Source organism: Thermoleptolyngbya oregonensis NK1-22 (assembly GCF_032705245.1).
GTDB classification, from domain to species: domain Bacteria; phylum Cyanobacteriota; class Cyanobacteriia; order Elainellales; family Elainellaceae; genus Thermoleptolyngbya; species Thermoleptolyngbya sichuanensis.
Window position 1 is genome coordinate 1,233,746 of record NZ_CP053540.1, and the last position, 15,557, is coordinate 1,249,302.

Annotated in this window: 15 protein-coding genes; 7 read left to right on the forward strand and 8 right to left on the reverse strand. The window is 57.2% G+C overall.

The window, feature by feature from the left end; all coding sequences use genetic code 11:
- Positions 1–67: 67 nt before the first annotated feature.
- From HNI00_RS05320 to cbiB, 4 genes are all read right to left on the reverse strand, one after another.
- Positions 68–364 carry a hypothetical protein gene (locus HNI00_RS05320; protein WP_316791342.1) on the reverse strand — a complete coding sequence of 99 codons (297 nt, stop codon included), beginning with the start codon at positions 362–364 and terminating at the stop codon, positions 68–70.
- A gap of 371 nt (positions 365–735) precedes the next feature.
- Positions 736–1,395, reverse strand: coding sequence for an SH3 domain-containing protein (locus HNI00_RS05325; protein WP_316791344.1), 660 nt, complete (start codon positions 1,393–1,395; stop codon positions 736–738).
- Positions 1,396–1,778: 383 nt separating this feature from the next.
- Positions 1,779–3,251, reverse strand: a complete 1,473-nt coding sequence (locus HNI00_RS05330) for a CoA-acylating methylmalonate-semialdehyde dehydrogenase (protein WP_316791346.1) — start codon at positions 3,249–3,251, stop codon at positions 1,779–1,781.
- 50 nt (positions 3,252–3,301) lie between these two features.
- Positions 3,302–4,321 (reverse strand): adenosylcobinamide-phosphate synthase CbiB, encoded by a 1,020-nt coding sequence (gene cbiB, locus HNI00_RS05335; protein WP_316791347.1) that lies wholly within the window; start codon positions 4,319–4,321, stop codon positions 3,302–3,304.
- 441 nt (positions 4,322–4,762) lie between these two features.
- Between cbiB and bchL the strand changes: the two genes are divergently transcribed.
- From bchL to HNI00_RS05350, 3 genes are all read left to right on the forward strand, one after another.
- The gene (gene bchL, locus HNI00_RS05340; RefSeq protein WP_297082649.1) at positions 4,763–5,626 is read left to right on the forward strand and encodes a ferredoxin:protochlorophyllide reductase (ATP-dependent) iron-sulfur ATP-binding protein; all 864 of its coding nucleotides are present in this window, start codon (positions 4,763–4,765) and stop codon (positions 5,624–5,626) included.
- A 156-nt stretch (positions 5,627–5,782) separates the two neighbouring features.
- The gene (locus tag HNI00_RS05345) at positions 5,783–6,205 is read left to right on the forward strand and encodes a DUF5331 domain-containing protein (RefSeq protein ID WP_297075825.1); all 423 of its coding nucleotides are present in this window, start codon (positions 5,783–5,785) and stop codon (positions 6,203–6,205) included.
- Between the two features lie 102 nt (positions 6,206–6,307).
- Positions 6,308–7,714 (forward strand): ferredoxin:protochlorophyllide reductase (ATP-dependent) subunit N, encoded by a 1,407-nt coding sequence (locus HNI00_RS05350; RefSeq protein WP_316791352.1) that lies wholly within the window; start codon positions 6,308–6,310, stop codon positions 7,712–7,714.
- Between the two features lie 155 nt (positions 7,715–7,869).
- Here HNI00_RS05350 and HNI00_RS05355 read toward each other — a convergent pair whose 3' ends face one another.
- Both HNI00_RS05355 and HNI00_RS05360 read right to left on the reverse strand, forming a co-directional pair.
- Positions 7,870–8,241, reverse strand: coding sequence for a HepT-like ribonuclease domain-containing protein (locus HNI00_RS05355; RefSeq protein WP_316791354.1), 372 nt, complete (start codon positions 8,239–8,241; stop codon positions 7,870–7,872).
- On the reverse strand, positions 8,234–8,545 hold the full coding sequence (locus HNI00_RS05360) for a nucleotidyltransferase family protein (RefSeq protein WP_172353615.1): 312 nt from the start codon (positions 8,543–8,545) through the stop codon (positions 8,234–8,236). The genes HNI00_RS05355 and HNI00_RS05360 overlap by 8 nt, the downstream gene beginning before the upstream one ends.
- Before the next feature lie 195 nt (positions 8,546–8,740).
- Here HNI00_RS05360 and HNI00_RS05365 point away from each other — a divergent pair, with 195 nt between their 5' ends.
- From HNI00_RS05365 to proC, 4 genes are all read left to right on the forward strand, one after another.
- Positions 8,741–9,418 carry a GvpL/GvpF family gas vesicle protein gene (locus HNI00_RS05365; RefSeq protein WP_316791356.1) on the forward strand — a complete coding sequence of 226 codons (678 nt, stop codon included), beginning with the start codon at positions 8,741–8,743 and terminating at the stop codon, positions 9,416–9,418.
- Positions 9,419–9,921: 503 nt separating this feature from the next.
- On the forward strand, positions 9,922–11,391 hold the full coding sequence (locus HNI00_RS05370) for a phosphoglucomutase/phosphomannomutase family protein (protein WP_172353617.1): 1,470 nt from the start codon (positions 9,922–9,924) through the stop codon (positions 11,389–11,391).
- Between the two features lie 993 nt (positions 11,392–12,384).
- Complete coding sequence (locus tag HNI00_RS05375) at positions 12,385–12,960, forward strand: cell division protein SepF (RefSeq protein ID WP_172353618.1); 576 nt, start codon at positions 12,385–12,387, stop codon at positions 12,958–12,960.
- 216 nt (positions 12,961–13,176) lie between these two features.
- Positions 13,177–13,941 carry a pyrroline-5-carboxylate reductase gene (gene proC / locus HNI00_RS05380; protein ID WP_420156313.1) on the forward strand — a complete coding sequence of 255 codons (765 nt, stop codon included), beginning with the start codon at positions 13,177–13,179 and terminating at the stop codon, positions 13,939–13,941.
- A gap of 90 nt (positions 13,942–14,031) precedes the next feature.
- Here proC and HNI00_RS05385 read toward each other — a convergent pair whose 3' ends face one another.
- Together HNI00_RS05385 and HNI00_RS05390 are read right to left on the reverse strand one after the other, a co-directional pair.
- Complete coding sequence (locus tag HNI00_RS05385; RefSeq protein WP_316791361.1) at positions 14,032–14,913, reverse strand: M28 family peptidase; 882 nt, start codon at positions 14,911–14,913, stop codon at positions 14,032–14,034.
- A complete protein-coding gene (locus tag HNI00_RS05390; RefSeq protein WP_316791363.1) occupies positions 14,910–15,515 on the reverse strand; it encodes a ParA family protein in 606 nt (201 codons plus the stop codon). Before HNI00_RS05390 ends, HNI00_RS05385 begins: the two co-directional genes overlap by 4 nt.
- Positions 15,516–15,557: the final 42 nt, after the last annotated feature.

A 15,557-nucleotide genomic window follows, 5' to 3' on the forward strand; every position in this document is an offset into this window, starting at 1 on the left:
ATTTTGGATTTTGGATTGAGGGGATGCCCTGCTAAAGTCCAAAATCCAAAATCCTCCTTATCTGTTCTTACTCGGTTGCACCAGGGTTGCTGCGGATTTCGTGGTGGAGGTAGCGCAGCACTTCGCCGGGGCGACCGTCGAGGACGATGCCGTGGGGCGGGAAATCCAGGGCGTTCGTCCACTCGAAGCGTTCGGCGTAGCGCAGCAGGTGGAGTCGGTCAATCGCCATCTGCGCGTCTTCGGGGAGGCCGATGATGCAGTGGCGCAGGCGACAACGGTGGGGCAGTTCGCAGGTGAGCGGGGGCAGCGAAAACTGGGTCGCCTCCGAGCGTGGGGACGACCAGGTGTATTGGATTTTCAGCATTTGGGGTTTCCTCCAGGAAACAAGGTAGGGAAACCCCGAAAAGATGGCCGCCCAAACGACGCAAAGCAGGTTTCAAGGCGGCCATACAATAGGCAAAGCCCTGAGACAGCTATCCCTGTCCTGGGGTCAGGCGTTGGTAGGTGCGCCAACATCTACCAATGCCGTAAACGACGAACCGGCCAAATTTTCGGGGAGTGAAGATAAGCTGCGTCTTGGAAAAATCACAGCTTGATGGACGATTGTAGTGGATACCCCTGATTGGCGCAAGCAAAATTTTGCTACGGAATGTGAAGGGCGATGCTCCTTGGGAAATAGGATGGGAAAATAGGATGCGATCGCCCCTATCCCTTTTCTTATCCAGGTAAAGCCCGTTATCGAATGCTGATGGTCAGGCTATATTCGCCGGAGGCATTGGCCTGTTCTTCGGGCACAATCCGCACGCGCACGTAGTAGTCGCCGCTGGCAGGCAGAACGCCCGACCAGTTGCCGCTGCCCGTATAGAGCGTGCGGCTATTGGGCTGCATCACGATGACTTGCAGAAACGGCGAGGTGCCCGTGATGCTGGTGGACATGGTTTGTCCGGCGCGGGCGTTGAGGATATAGTCGCGCACCTGGCCGCCCTGCACGCGACCGCCGACGGTGGCCGCCGAGGAACCGGGGGCGAAGGAAACCCGCTGCGGCTGGAAGGAGGACGGTGGCGCGGAAGAATCGGGGCGAACCAGATCACCGCGCACCCAGCCCCGCGCCCCGGTTCGAGGGAATAGCACCTGATACCAGAGGCGGCCGTCAGAATTGGAGTTGACGGAGGTGATGATTTCGACGCGATCGCCCGGAAGTCCGTAATGCCGGATGGGGGACGTGGTCGAGGGCAAATCGCGCACGTTGATGCGGCTGCCGGGGCTGGCGGTCAGCGTGGCCATTTCTGCCAGAGCCGCCAACGGAGCGAGGGCTATGAATGCCAGCGTTAGGGCAGTCGAGGTCAAAAATTTCGCAATAGTGTTCGCAATACCGGGGGTGAGTGAAAGCTTCATTCAGTCAAACCTCAAAAAAGCGTGAAAATAACAAAATTGGGGTCAAGACGGGACGTATGGGGGAAATAGGCGGGACGTATGCGGATCAAACCTGCAAACCTGGGGTCTGCAATTTTGGCTCAAGCAACCCTGTTAAATCGTTAAAATCCTTAAATCTGAGTGATTTAGCTACATCTGGGTGATTTAGGTTGATCTGCACATCAAAGAGATACCCAAAGTATTCAAGTTTTTACGCGAAATCCACGACAAAATCTGACCCTTTTCACCGATTGTTTAGGGCGATCGCCCCCCTTGTAAAGTTCAGACCGCAAGCATTTCCAGAATATGCAGAAAGTCTTCAGGACAAAGATAAGAAAAAGAACCCGACGACTTTTGCAGGATGGCTAGAACTGGCGCGTCCAGTCCTGAAACCAGCGCTCGACGACGACCTTGGTTTGGGTAAAAAACTCGACCGCGTGCTTGCCCTGGCCGTGCAAATCGCCGAAGAAGCTCTCCTTCCAGCCGCTGAAGGGGAAAAAGGCCATCGGTGCGGCCACGCCGATATTGATGCCAATGTTGCCCGCTTCGGCTTCGTAGCGAAACTTGCGGGCGGCCGCGCCGCTGCTGGTGAACAGGCAGGCCATATTGCCCCAGTGGCCGCTGTTCACTAGGGCGATCGCCTCCTCGATCGTGTCTACATGCAATAGCCCCAGCACCGGGCCAAAAATCTCCGTCTGGGCAATGCGGCTGTCGGGGCGCACGTCTTGCAGCAGCGTCGGGCGGACGAAACTGCCGGATTCGTAGCCAGAAATTTTGGGATTGCGCCCGTCGATCAGCGGCGTTGCGCCTTCGTCGATGCCCTGCTGGATCAGGTCAGAAATGCGATCGCGGCTTTGTAGATTAATCACCGGGCCCATCTGCACGCCCTGATCCAGCCCAAAGCCCACCACGCGAGACTTGGCCGCTTCTGCCATTGCCTCGGTGAAGGGTTCCCGCGCCCGCCCCACCGTCACCATCAGCGACGCGGCTAGGCAGCGCTGTCCGGCACAGCCAAAGGCGCTGTCTGCGGCGATCCGAATGGTGGAATCTAGGTCGGCATCCGGCAGCACGATGATCGGGTTCTTTGCGCCGCCCTGACACTGCACCCGCTTGCCGTTCGCCGCCGCCCGACTGTAGACGTATTTCGCCACGGGCGACGAGCCAACGAAGCTAATGCCGCGAATCGCGGGATGGTCCAGAATCGCATCGACGGCTTCCTTTGCGCCATTGACCAGATTGACCACACCGGGCGGTAGGCCCGTTTGCTCGATCAGCCGCATCACCTTTTGCAGCGTCAGGGGTACTTTTTCCGACGGCTTCAGGATGTAGGTATTGCCGCAGGCGATCGCATAGGGCAGAAACCAAAAGGGAATCATGCCAGGAAAGTTAAACGGGGCGATCGCCGCACACACGCCCAGCGGCTGGCGAATCATGAATTCATCAATGCCTCGCGCAATGTCTTCCGACACATCGCCCTGCATCAGCATGGGAATGCCGCAGGCCACTTCGACGTTTTCAATCGCCCGCTGCATCTCGGCTCTGGCTTCGGCATAGATCTTGCCGCACTCCAGCGTAATCGTCCGCGACAGGTCATCCAGGTTCTCTTCGAGCAGGCTCTTGAGCTTGAACAAATACTGAATGCGATCGCCCGCTGGCACGCGCCGCCAGGTTTGAAACGCCGCTGCTGCTGCCTGAGCCGCGTCATCCACCTCATGGGCGGGCGATAGCGGCACTTTCGCCAGCACCTCACAGGTGGCAGGATTCACCACATCTAAATAGTCGGTCGCCGCCGACGCGCACCACTGCCCATTGATATAGTTCTGCAATTGCTCTGCCATGCCAAAATGTCCTGCGTTTGATGTCCTGCGTTCTGTTAGCGGTCTGCTCTTCAGGATAGCAGCGGGCGCAAGCCGGATAGGGAGTGGAGGGCGATCGCCCCGGCAAGCCAGAGTAAGAAAATGCGGCGAGTCAGGCTCAGGGCTTGCTGGATGCGTTCAGGCGTGATGGGACGCACGGGATCTGCCAACAGCGGCTTGTGGGTGACGTTGCCGCGATAGGTGTTTTGTCCGCCGACCTGCACATCCAGCGCTGCGGCATAGGCGCATTCGCTCCATCCGGCGTTGGGGCTGGGGTCTTGGGGGGCATCGCGGCGGCAGCGTTCTAGCACATGGCGGGGTCTGCCAGAGAGCAGCGCAATCGTGACCACCGTGAGGCGACAGGGTAGCCAGGTCAGCAGGTCATCCAGGCGAGCGCTGGCCCAGCCCAGGTGGGTATAGGGGGCAGACTTGTAGCCCACCATCGAGTCGAGGGTGCTGGCGGCCTTGTAGCCCAGGGCTAGCGGCACGGGGCCAAGCGGGGTCACCGATCCGGCGATCGCCCAAAACAGCGGAGCCGTTACGCCGTCGGTGGCGTTTTCGGTCACGGTTTCCAGCACGGCGCGGAGAATTTCGGATTCTGGCAGGCTTTCTGTATCGCGCCCCACATAGCGGCTGAGGTGCGATCGCGCTTCGGGTAAGCGGCCCGCTGCTAGGGGACGCAGCACGTCTGCCGCCGCATCGCGCAGGCTGCGCCCTGCAAAGCAACTGGCCAGCAGGATTGATTCGATCGCCAGTCCCAGGAATGGATGAACCGTGCGGCTGAGGTGAACGACCAGCCAGCCGACCCCGCCGCTGCCCAACACGAGGGCGATCGCCAGCAACACCCCCGCCGCCCGCTGCCATGCCACCCGTTGCTGCACGGATTCTGGCTCCGTCGTCAGATGCAGCCCGTCCTGCACCCAGCGGCTATAGCGACCGATGGCCCAGCCCATCACCTGCACCGGATGCAGCCAGTTCCACGGGTCGCCAATCAAAAAGTCCAGCAGGGCGGCGATCGCCAGCGGCAGGGCGGGGTTTTCCAAAAAATTCACGATAATTATCAATCCAGCGGCTTCCTCTATTTTCGGAGGAATCTGCGCCAATGGGGGCAAGGGGCTGAGAGGGGGCGATCGCCCTGATGCTGCGACAGGGTGCTGTTCTGGAGGGCGGCTGGGAGGATTGGAGAAGGCGGGCGATCGCCAAAAGCAATCCCGTCCAGTGGTTCAGACAGTTTTTGTACTTTGTTCCCCTTTTTATAAAAGAGGGTTTTCAAAAGTCTTTGAGAGGGTTTTTGAAGACATCAAAGGCAGTCTGGTTCTGAAAGAAAATACAAGATGCTTTTTAGACTGTGTAGAACCGTTTAGAGACGTGAACTGATTTGTCAGACCCTTTCCTTTGGGCATCTGGCTCTTCATAATTCACACAGTAGCCGCGATTGCCGCCGCTACTTCTCTCCTCTCTCCAGTTTTCATCCCTTCACCAGGAGCTTGCCCGTGAAACTTGCGGTCTATGGAAAAGGTGGCATTGGTAAGTCCACCACCAGTTGCAATATCTCAGTTGCCCTTGCCCGTCGCGGCAAAAAGGTGCTGCAAATCGGCTGCGACCCCAAGCACGACAGCACCTTTACCCTCACGGGTTTCCTCATTCCCACCATCATCGACACGCTGCAAGAAAAGGACTATCACTACGAAGATGTGTGGCCCGAAGACGTGATCTACAAGGGCTACGGCGGCGTGGACTGCGTAGAGGCAGGCGGGCCGCCAGCAGGGGCGGGCTGCGGTGGCTACGTTGTCGGCGAAACCGTGAAGCTGCTCAAGGAGCTAAATGCCTTTGATGAGTACGATGTGATCTTATTCGACGTGCTGGGGGACGTGGTGTGTGGCGGGTTTGCTGCCCCGCTGAACTACGCCGACTATTGCATGATCGTTACCGACAACGGCTTCGACGCGCTGTTTGCCGCCAACCGCATCGCCGCCTCCGTCCGCGAAAAAGCCCGTACCCACCCGCTGCGCCTCGCTGGTCTGATCGGCAACCGCACCGCCAAGCGCGACCTGATTGATAAATACATCGAAGCCGTGCCCATGCCCGTCCTGGAGGTGTTGCCGCTGATCGAAGACATCCGTGTGTCTCGCGTCAAAGGCAAAACGCTGTTCGAGATGGCGGAAAAAGACCCCTCGCTGAACTACGTCTGCGACTATTACCTCAATATTGCCGACCAAATTTTGGCTCGTCCCGAAGGGGTTGTGCCCAACGATGCACCCGACCGCGACCTGTTTAGCCTGCTGTCTGATTTCTACTTGAATCCTAAAGAAGCGCCGAAACGGGCCGAAGAGGAACTGGACTTGATGATGGTCTAGTGAGGGATCGAGGGGTCAGGAGTGGGGGTCAGAGGTCAGGGAAAAGCCCGCAATTCTTTAGCTTTGCGGAAGATGACAGAAGGGGCGATCGCCACCCGATACTCTAAACTCTGTAGTTTGAATCCTCGAAACCTGACTCCCGAACCCTGACCCCTAATGAACGTTCAATACCTCCGCAAGTCCCTGAAAATTGCCTGGCTCACCTACTATCGCGAAAATCGAGAGTGGATCGCGCGGCTGGGCGTTTGGGTAGACTGTGCCGGACAGCGGCGACCCTCCTCTGGATTCATTTTGGGAACGCTCTCGACCCTAGAGCCACAGTTGACGAGCCTGCTGCCGCTGATTGTAGACCTCAGCAACGACCCCGACCGCATCATCCTGGCGCTGGGGCTGAATTTCAACCCCGACGACGAACTCGACGAACTGGACGACGACGCTCCCAAAATGCTCCCCAGCCGCACCCTCGCCTCCGAAACGCCCCTCGACCTGCCCGAAACCAAGCCCGCCAGCACGGTTCCCGCTGTCCGCCTGTCTTCCAAAATTGACGAAGCCTGTACGGGCGTGGGAGAGCGGGATTAACGGAGCGCCCGGAGTGATGGCTAGTTTACTTCACGTTACGCCAGCCCCCAATCCCCAATTCTTCTCTTCCCTCTTCAACATCCCAACACCCCAATACTCGCCATGACCCTCGCCGATACTCAACCCCAAGCGCTGAACTTTGACTGTGAAACGGGCAACTATCATACCTTCTGCCCAATTAGCTGCGTCGCGTGGCTCTATCAAAAAATTGAGGACAGCTTCTTTCTGGTTATCGGCACCAAGACCTGCGGCTATTTCTTGCAAAACGCGATGGGCGTGATGATTTTTGCCGAGCCGCGCTATGCAATGGCAGAACTGGAAGAGGGCGATATTTCGGCCCAGCTAAACGATTACGAAGAGCTAAAGCGGCTGTGTGAACAGATTAAGCGCGATCGCAATCCGTCTGTCATCGTGTGGATCGGCACCTGCACCACCGAAATCATCAAAATGGATCTGGAAGGCCTCGCGCCCAAGCTGGAGGCAGAGATCGGCATTCCCATTGTCGTGGCCCGCGCCAACGGACTGGACTATGCCTTTACCCAAGGCGAAGACACCGTGCTGGCGGCAATGGCGGCCCGCTGCCCCGACAAAGCACCCGTGCTGGAGTCCGAAAAAGCCGAACGCAACGCCGTGCAGCGATTGTTGAACTTTGGCCGCAAGCAGGAAGAGGTGAAGGCCGAAGAGTCGGAATATGCAGACCATCCGCCGCTGGTGCTGTTCGGCTCCCTGCCCGATCCGGTCGTCACGCAACTGACGCTGGAACTGAAGAAGCAGGGCATCCGGGTTTCCGGCTGGCTACCAGCCAAGCGGTTTACGGAGCTGCCCGTGATCGAAGAAGGCTATTACGTCTGCGGCGTGAACCCGTTCCTGTCGCGCACCGCCACCACGCTGATGCGCCGCCGCAAGTGCAAGCTGATCGGCGCACCCTTCCCCATCGGCCCAGACGGCACCCGCGCCTGGGTGGAGAAAATTTGCTCTGTGTTTGGCATTGAGCCGAAGGGACTGGAAGAGCGCGAAGCCAAAATCTGGGAAGGGCTGGAGGATTACGTTTCTCTGCTACGCGGCAAGTCGGTCTTTTTCATGGGGGATAACCTGCTGGAAATTTCCCTGGCCCGCTTCCTGATTCGCTGCGGCATGACCGTCCCCGAAATCGGCATTCCCTATATGGACAAGCGCTACCAGGCGGCGGAACTGGCGCTGCTAGAGAAGACCTGTGCCGAAATGGGCGTGCCGCTGCCCCGCATTGTGGAAAAGCCCGACAACTATAATCAGATTCAGCGGATTTATGACCTGAATCCTGATCTGGTCATCACGGGCATGGCCCACGCCAACCCGCTAGAGGCACGCGGCATTAATACTAAGTGGTCGGTGGAGTTCACCTTTGCCCAGATTCACGGCTTTGCCAACGCCCGCGACATCCTGGAACTGGCGACCCGCCCGCTGCGCCGAAACACCTCGCTGAAGGATCTGGGCTGGGACAAGCTGGTCAAGGAAGAGGCAAACGTGTAGGGCGCTTGTCCTGATCTAGCCCGAATCTGGGGCAACCCCTGGCAAAACTGATTCCGGCAGGATTTACGCAGTTGGATGATTTCTGGTGGGCCTTGTCTGTGAGAAATCATCCAAAATCCGAAAAATTCATCGAAAGCGCGTAGGTTCTGTCTGAATTAGAAAATATCACTGCGAATTTTTTGAATTGCCCGCTTCAACGGCTCAATATCTTGAGAGCAGATTTTGTAAATTTCTTCTGCATCAATATTGAAGTAGTTGTGCGCCAGTAGATTCCGAATTCCTTTGACTCCTTCCCAATCGATGCTCGGTTGCTGTTTAAAGAAATCTCTATCTGCACGCTTATCAATTCTTTGAACATTCTCGCCAATTGCAATGAGCATCATGGCAATTGCATCTAGCCGATCCAAACCCGCGTCATCGCGCAAAAAGTCCCCCGGAGAATCGATTCCTATAAAGCGCCGCTCGATTCTTCTGATTGCTTCTTCAATTTCAAGAAATAGCTCCAGGAGTATCGATCGATCACGCATACACCGCCTCTTGATCGATCCTGGCTTTGAGGAATTGATTCATGCCGTGCCAATAGCGAATCACGTCTACATCTCTGCCAAATTTTTCTTCCAACTCTGCCTTTAGGCTGGCGCGTTTCAGAATATCGGGCAGCATTTGCACCACGACATCAATATCGCTTTCCTCATGGGCTTCATTTCTGGCGACAGAGCCAAAGACCCCAATCTGACCTACCCCATAGCGTTGAGCGAGTTCGGGCTTGAGCGCTTTCAACTGAGCCAGAACTTCCTCTTTCGCAATCGGCTTCATTGAGCGGGTCGTCATTGTGATGCTCGGTAACGCTTGCTAGGTGGCTCTTGATGAGAATGCTCACCCACAATATTAACGCCATCAACGCCGCTTGCCGCTTGCAAGTTGCGTTCACGAAAACTAATGGAATGGCATCCGTCCCAGCCCTTATAGAATGGAGTATTAATGGAGTATTAAGCAGCGTCTCTCCATTGGGGCAATAAGGTTTTGATGTATACCTATGCGTTTGTCCTTCAGTCAACCGAGTCGATTGTGCTACCGGCGGGCATCAGCGGCGAGTTGATGCTGTTGCACGAACTGGGGGTGGGCGCGGTCGTGGAGCCGGGGCTGGATTTGGCCATGCTGGAGCAGAGTGACGAGCGGCTGATGCGGGCAGTCTTGCACCATGACCAGGTGATTCGCGAGGTGTTTGAGCAGGTTCCTGTGCTGCCGCTGCGGTTTGGCACGCAGTTTGTGTCGCAGGAAAAGCTGCTGGAGCATCTGCACGTTAATGCGGCTGGCTACCAGGCAACCCTGACGCGGCTGGTGGGGCAGGCCGAATATACGTTGAAACTATCGCCGCGATCGCCCGAATCTTCTGCCCCAAGCCCGCTGGCGACTGCTGGAACCGGACGCGACTATTTTCTAGCAAAAAAGCAGCAATTTCAGCAGCAGCTTGATCGCCAGCAGCAGCAGCAAGCAGAACTGGAAGCAATTAAAGGGGCGATCGCCCAGGCCTATCCCGCGCTCCAGATCGACGCACCCCGCGATGGCGTAGAGCGGCTGCACCTGTTGGTCAGTCGAGAGGCGGAGCCTGCGCTGCGGGCGCAACTGGAAGAGTGGCGATCGCGCTGTCCTGGCTGGCACATGGCGCTGAGTGAGGCGCTGCCGCCTTATCACTTTGTGTAGTTTTTGGGTTGGGTTTGCGTAATTTCTGGGGCAAGGGCTGAAACAATACTCAAGCCCCCAAACCGCAATAGCTCCGCTCCTGAACCGACCTGGATTTCAGCCCCCAACCCAGGCAGTGTGGACGGGGCTATTGCGCTGATTGGGGAAGGCATATTGATTTTGGATTTTGGATTGGCGATTTTTGGATTGCGGGGCTTTTAGCAGTTTCATTCAGTTTCATTCATGGGGTGGCTTGGGCAACTCAGGCGAATTGACAAAAGGATCGCTCATGAAGGATTGCTCATGAAGGATTTGCTCACTGGCGAGATTGGGTGAAATTGCTCTGAAAATCTTCGTAAAATTGGCGTGAATGCTGGAAACTGGTCTGGCGGATACGGGATTTCCTGCATAGAATTGCTCTGAGTGGCAGTTTGCAATGTGCTGCTGGAACGGCAGCGTGCAGATTGGCGCAATGCGCTCAGTTTTTTCCTGGTCCTTGCAGTCCCCCAATTTCCAGACATCCTATGGCAGGTCAACTTTCTCCCTCTGCGTTTGTCCAGCGGCCCATTTCCTTTGGGACGGACGGCTGGCGCGGCATGATCGCAGCAGACTTTACCTTTGAGCGGGTGATGCAGGTTGCGCCACGGGCGGCGATCGCCCTAGAGCAGACGTATGGTGAACAAACCCAAAATCGCCTGGTGATTGTGGGCTACGATCGCCGCTTTTTGTCGCCGGAGTTTGCTCAGGTGGCGGCAGAGGCGCTACAAAAAGCGGGCTATGACGTGTTGCTGTCGGAATCCTTTGCGCCAACGCCGGCCTTTAGCTGGGCGGCAAAGCAGCAAAACGCCCTGGGAGCCGTGGTGATTACTGCCAGCCATAATCCTGCGGCCTATTCGGGGCTGAAGGTGAAGGCAGGCTTTGGCGGGTCGATTCCGCCGGAGGTGACGGCAAAGATTGAGACGCTGCTGGGACAGGAGCTTCCCTCCGTAGAGCAGCCGGGGACGCTGCAAACCTTTAACCCGTGGACGAGCTATTGCGAAGGGCTGCGGGCCAAGGTGGATGTGGAAAAACTGCGGCAGGCGATCGCCACGGGCAAGCTCACCGTGTTTGCCGATGTGATGCACGGCGCAGCGTCGGGCGGGCTAGAGCAGCTTTTGGGCACGCCCATTCATGAGCTAAACGGCAGCGCAGACCCACTGTTTGGCGGCGGCGCACCAGAACCCCTGCCCCGTTACTTGCCCGACCTGCTCCACCAAATCCGAACCTATGAGCGGCGATCGCCCGATGAGCTAGTGGTGGGGCTGGTGTTTGATGGAGACAGCGATCGCATTGCCGCCGTCGATGGCGCGGGCAATTTCCTGAGTTCTCAAGTGCTGATTCCGGTGCTGATTCAGCACCTCGCTACCCATCGCGGCTTCACAGGTGAAATCGTCAAAACCATCAGCGGCTCGGATCTGATGCCCCTGGTTGCCAAGCTGCACAACCTGCCCGTCTATGAAACTGCGATTGGCTACAAATACATCGCCGACCGCATGTTGGAAAGTCAGGTTTTTCTGGGTGGCGAAGAATCCGGCGGCATCGGCTACGGCAACCACATTCCCGAACGCGACGCGCTGCTGTCGGCCCTGTATGTGCTGGAAGCCGTCGTAGACAGCGGCATGGATCTGAGCGACCAATACGCCGCGCTGCAAGCCAAAACGGGCTTTACCTCTGCTTACGACCGCATCGATCTGCCCCTGGCCAGTATGGACGTGCGATCGCGCTTGTTGAACCAGCTCAAGACCCAGCCCCCCCAGGCGATCGCCGGACAGTCGGTGCTGAGCATTCTGGATATCGACGGCTACAAGTTTCGTCTGGCAGATCAAAGCTGGCTGCTGATCCGCTTTAGCGGCACAGAACCCGTATTACGCCTCTATTCGGAAGCCGCCACCCCAGAGCGTGTGCAGCAAAACTTGCACTGGGCCAAGGACTGGGCCAACTCTATTTCTGGCTAAATTTCTGGCTAAAACAGTCCTCCGTCCTCTCGTTAAACCTTCTCGTTAAACCTTCTAGCTAAAACAGTCCTCCGCCATACCAGCGAGGATTGGAGGTGCAGCGACTGATTCATGACTGATTCATCATTGGGTTCGTCCGCAGCGGCCGCTGCTCAAAGGCCCCACTCCAGCTATGGCAGTGGGGTTTTGCGATTCGGCATCCCGATATTTTGTGAGCAGGCTTTGTAAACCCCTGCTTTCTACGATCCGATCGAGAAAAATCGCTGAGTGGAGCGGGCCTGATCCGTAGCTAATTCTGATAGGGAAATCGTCTCATCTGCTTCTAGGATGGTTGCTAATCTTGCAGGGGATTGATCAGCAGACTGGAAAGCGCGATCGCCATTAATAGGTTTTCCTGATCAAACCTGACCCAAGTGCATTGATCTCAGTCTAGGATTCAGGCTGAATTACCGCTTGGGCGATCGCTTCTGAGTTTAAAGACCGACGTTCAAGCGGGCAATCGCAGCATTCTAGGATGGTTAGATCGGCTAGGCTGCTCGATTGATTAACAAACCTGATCGGTGCAACCTGGGGATAAGATCAAATGCCAAATTAAACCAGGCTGCCATGACTTGAGAATTCTGGATTGGTTAGATAAACTGTGAGGGCGATCGCGCCTTGTGCCATTGGCAATTTTTTTGAATCAATTCCGAATTGGGGATTGATTTTCTAAATCTGTTATATACTGAGAACTCAAAACAAGTAACTTGAGCGGAATTTCAAGCCCGTTGGGTAAGCGCTTAGATTATTAATTTATGCTTAAGCCTTATCGCGGTCGGGTTAATAGGGCACTCTCGCCTGAGTGTGTGAAGTCTCGATTTGAAATCTCCACTCGATGTTAGAGTTTGCCCTGGCATGATTGTCGGATTTGTCAGATTTGATTGTCAGATTTTGATTGTCAGATGGGATTGTCAAAAATTAACCCAATTAACGTTATGTGATGGAGCGTGACCTGTGAGCATTTTTTCTAAGCTGCGTGACTTTGTGGGCCTGAATGATCCGGCCGACTATGAATATGAGTACGACGAAATGGACGGACAGGAATATCAGAATCTCTATCAAGAAGAGAACGTCCAGCCGCTCGTCGAAGAAGAACCGCGCCGTCGCCGGATGCGCGATCGCCCGCTGATGACCACTGATGTTGGCTCCGGTATGAGCAACGTGATTGGAATGCCCGGTGTAAACGGCATGTCTGAAGTCGTGGTCATGGAACCCCGCACCTTTGAAGAAATGCCCCAGGCAATTCGCGCCCTGCGGGAGCGCAAGTCTGTCGTGCTAAACCTGACCATCATGGACCCCGATCAGGCACAGCGAGCGGTCGATTTTTTGGCGGGCGGCACCTATGCGATCGACGGCCACCAGGAGCGAATCGGCGAGAGCATTTTCCTGTTTACGCCCAATTGCGTCCAGGTCAGCACCCAGCTCAACCCGCCTGCGGACATCCCGCTCCAGCAGCCCATGCGTCCTGGTCGCCCGATGACCTCTCCCGCTCCGACCTGGGGCGCAGATCCGCAAGCTCGTATGGCTTAAGTTTCAGAGGTCGCACTCGCAATCTCCCCCTTTTGGCTGCTTTGCAACGGCTGCTCAATCCGGCCGTTCTGGAGCTTGGCTGAAGGGGGTTTTGTGCTGTCTGGGTCTTGTGCTGTTTGAACCAGGGCAGCATACCCAGAGCGAGACATCCAGAGCGAGACATCCAGAGCAAGAAAGGAGGCAACCGTGAAGCTGGGAATAATTGGTGGCGGCGTGATGGCAGAGGCGCTGCTGTCTCGCCTGCTAGATCAGGGCGTGTGCGCGTCGGATGAGGTGACGGTTGGGGAACCTGCGGCGGCACGGCGCGAGTATTTGGCAGAAGAATATGGCGTGCAGGTGACGGCGGAGAATGCCGACGCAGTGCAGCACGCCGACGTATTGCTGCTAGCAATCAAGCCGCAGGTCTTTGACTCCGTGGTTCAGGCGCTCCCCACGGCCTCGTCGTCGATGCTGGTGCTGTCGATCTTGGCAGGGGTTCCGCTGCATAAACTGGAGGCTGGCTTTCCCAATTGCCCCGTTGTGCGAGCCATGCCAAACACGCCGGCCACCGTGGGCGCAGGGATGACGGCGATCGCCCCAGGTCGGCACACCCAGCCCAGCCACCTAGCGCAGGCTCGACAAATCTTTCAGGCCGTGGGCGAAGTCGTAGACGTGCCTGAGTCGCTGATGGATGCCGTTACGGGGCTTTCTGGGTCTGGCCCGGGCTATGTGGCGCTGATTGTAGAAGCGCTGAGCGATGGCGGCGTGGCGGCTGGGCTGCCTAGGGCGATCGCCACTCAGCTTGCCATCCAGACCGTGCGCGGCACAGCCCAACTCCTGGCGGAAACCGGCCTCCACCCTGGCGAATTGAAGGATCGCGTCACCAGCCCCGGCGGTACAACCATTGCAGGCATCGCTGCTCTAGAACAAGCCGGCCTCCGCTCTGCCCTGATCGAAGCGGTCAAAGCTGCCGCAGGGCGATCGCGCGAATTAGGCGGCTAGGGTCTGCCAAATCACCAGATGTGCTGCAAACCCTGCGATCCCCAATCCAAAATCCAAAATCCCCAATCTAAAATCCAAAATCAACCCTCCCTACAGGCCCTGAATCCCATCCACCAGACCCCGGCAAACGCCCGTCAGGAAATCCAGATCGAGGGTTTCGGGGCGATCGCTGGCTTGATGATAGTGGGGATTGCGCTGGTCGGCGGTGTCGGTGAGCATCACAGCGGGATAGCCCAGATCCCAAAAAGGGGCGTGGTCGCTGCGGCGCAGGTCGGGCAGGGCGCTGGCGCGATTGGGGGCAGGAAACCAGTGGGCAGGCACTTGACCGACCTGGCGCAGGCTGCGGCTGAGGCGCTGCATATCCAGGAGGGTTGCGGGACTTCCTACCAGCCCCAAGAAATTGCCCTGGCTGGGATAGAGCCGATAGAAAAAATCGGCCGGATAGCGCTGTGAACCCGGCTGTGGGTCGCAATAGCCCAGCATTTCCAGCGACAGCATTAGCCGCAGCCGCTGCCCCTGGGCGTGGAACTGTTCGGCACAGTGGCGACTGCCCAATAGCCCAAATTCCTCCAGGTCAAAGGCGATCAGCCAGACGGGATGACGGGCGGGTTGAGCAGAGAGCGATCGCCCCAGTTCCAGCAGCACCGCCACCCCCGATGCATTGTCGTCCGCCCCGGGCGAACCGGGTACTGCGTCGTAGTGTGCGCCAATCAGGATGGGCGGACGGGCCATCTGCTGTCCTGGCAACTTTAGCAGAAGATTGTGATGCGTCTGGCCACGAATGGTGAACGGCTGCGTTTCGACTGCGCCAAATTGCGTCAGGAATGCTTGGATATATTGCTGGACGTAGAAATGTCCTTCGCTAGCAAGGTAAGGGTCGCGCTCTCGCGAAATTGCCTGCAAATGTCCCCAAAGACGACTCTTCAGGCTGGCACTGTCAGGATTCGCAAAGTCCGGTCTGTCAGTCGTCATCCGCCAAAGCCCTCCAGCATTTCCTCACCGACGGATATGTAATCTTGCCAGCCGTCGGCGGCGCGGGGATCTTTCACCTCATATACTGGAATGCCCGCCCGTGCTGCTTTTTGAAACGCCGCCAGCCGCCGCACGCCAGCCGCAAACACAGGCATTCCCGATTCTTGCAAGAGCGATCGCACGGTTTCTCCGTCTCGGCTGGGCTTAGGCGGAATGATGTTGAGCATGATGCGATAGCGGTTTGCGCCAATGGTGTGTAGGCATTCCAGCGTCAGCACCAGCGCATCCATCGCCAGCACGTCGGGCGTGGTCGGCAAGATCAGCAGGTCGCAGCCGTCGGTCAGCAGTTCCAAATCGCGCTGCACGGGTCGCGCCTGGGTGTCGATCACCACATGGCTAAAGTTGCGGACTCGCTGGGGCGATCGCCATTCATCCACAACTTCGTAGGGCAAGCTGCCCCGCTTGGCCCAGCCGGTGGCCGAGCGATTCGGATCGGCATCGATCAGCAGCGTTTCGCCCTGCGTCTGCAAAAACGCCGCCAAGTGGATCGCCGCAGTCGTTTTCCCCACGCCTCCTTTGAAACTGGCAACCGTGATAATCACACGCTCCTTCTGTTTTCGCCTGCCCTAGTACTGCCCTAGTAC

Excerpts from the sequence above, each read along its gene's own strand:
- HNI00_RS05320 (WP_316791342.1), bottom strand. The coding sequence starts at position 364 with ATGCTGAAAATCCAATACACCTGGTCGTCCCCACGCTCGGAGGCGACC.
- HNI00_RS05325 (WP_316791344.1), bottom strand. The coding sequence starts at position 1,395 with ATGAAGCTTTCACTCACCCCCGGTATTGCGAACACTATTGCGAAATTT.
- HNI00_RS05330 (WP_316791346.1), bottom strand. The coding sequence starts at position 3,251 with ATGGCAGAGCAATTGCAGAACTATATCAATGGGCAGTGGTGCGCGTCG.
- HNI00_RS05345 (WP_297075825.1), top strand. The coding sequence starts at position 5,783 with ATGAACGTTCAATACCTCCGCAAGTCCCTGAAAATTGCCTGGCTCACC.
- HNI00_RS05350 (WP_316791352.1), top strand. The coding sequence starts at position 6,308 with ATGACCCTCGCCGATACTCAACCCCAAGCGCTGAACTTTGACTGTGAA.
- HNI00_RS05355 (WP_316791354.1), bottom strand. The coding sequence starts at position 8,241 with ATGCGTGATCGATCGATACTCCTGGAGCTATTTCTTGAAATTGAAGAA.
- HNI00_RS05360 (WP_172353615.1), bottom strand. The coding sequence starts at position 8,545 with ATGACGACCCGCTCAATGAAGCCGATTGCGAAAGAGGAAGTTCTGGCT.
- HNI00_RS05365 (WP_316791356.1), top strand. The coding sequence starts at position 8,741 with ATGTATACCTATGCGTTTGTCCTTCAGTCAACCGAGTCGATTGTGCTA.
- HNI00_RS05370 (WP_172353617.1), top strand. The coding sequence starts at position 9,922 with ATGGCAGGTCAACTTTCTCCCTCTGCGTTTGTCCAGCGGCCCATTTCC.
- proC (WP_420156313.1), top strand. The coding sequence starts at position 13,177 with ATGGCAGAGGCGCTGCTGTCTCGCCTGCTAGATCAGGGCGTGTGCGCG.
- HNI00_RS05385 (WP_316791361.1), bottom strand. The coding sequence starts at position 14,913 with ATGACGACTGACAGACCGGACTTTGCGAATCCTGACAGTGCCAGCCTG.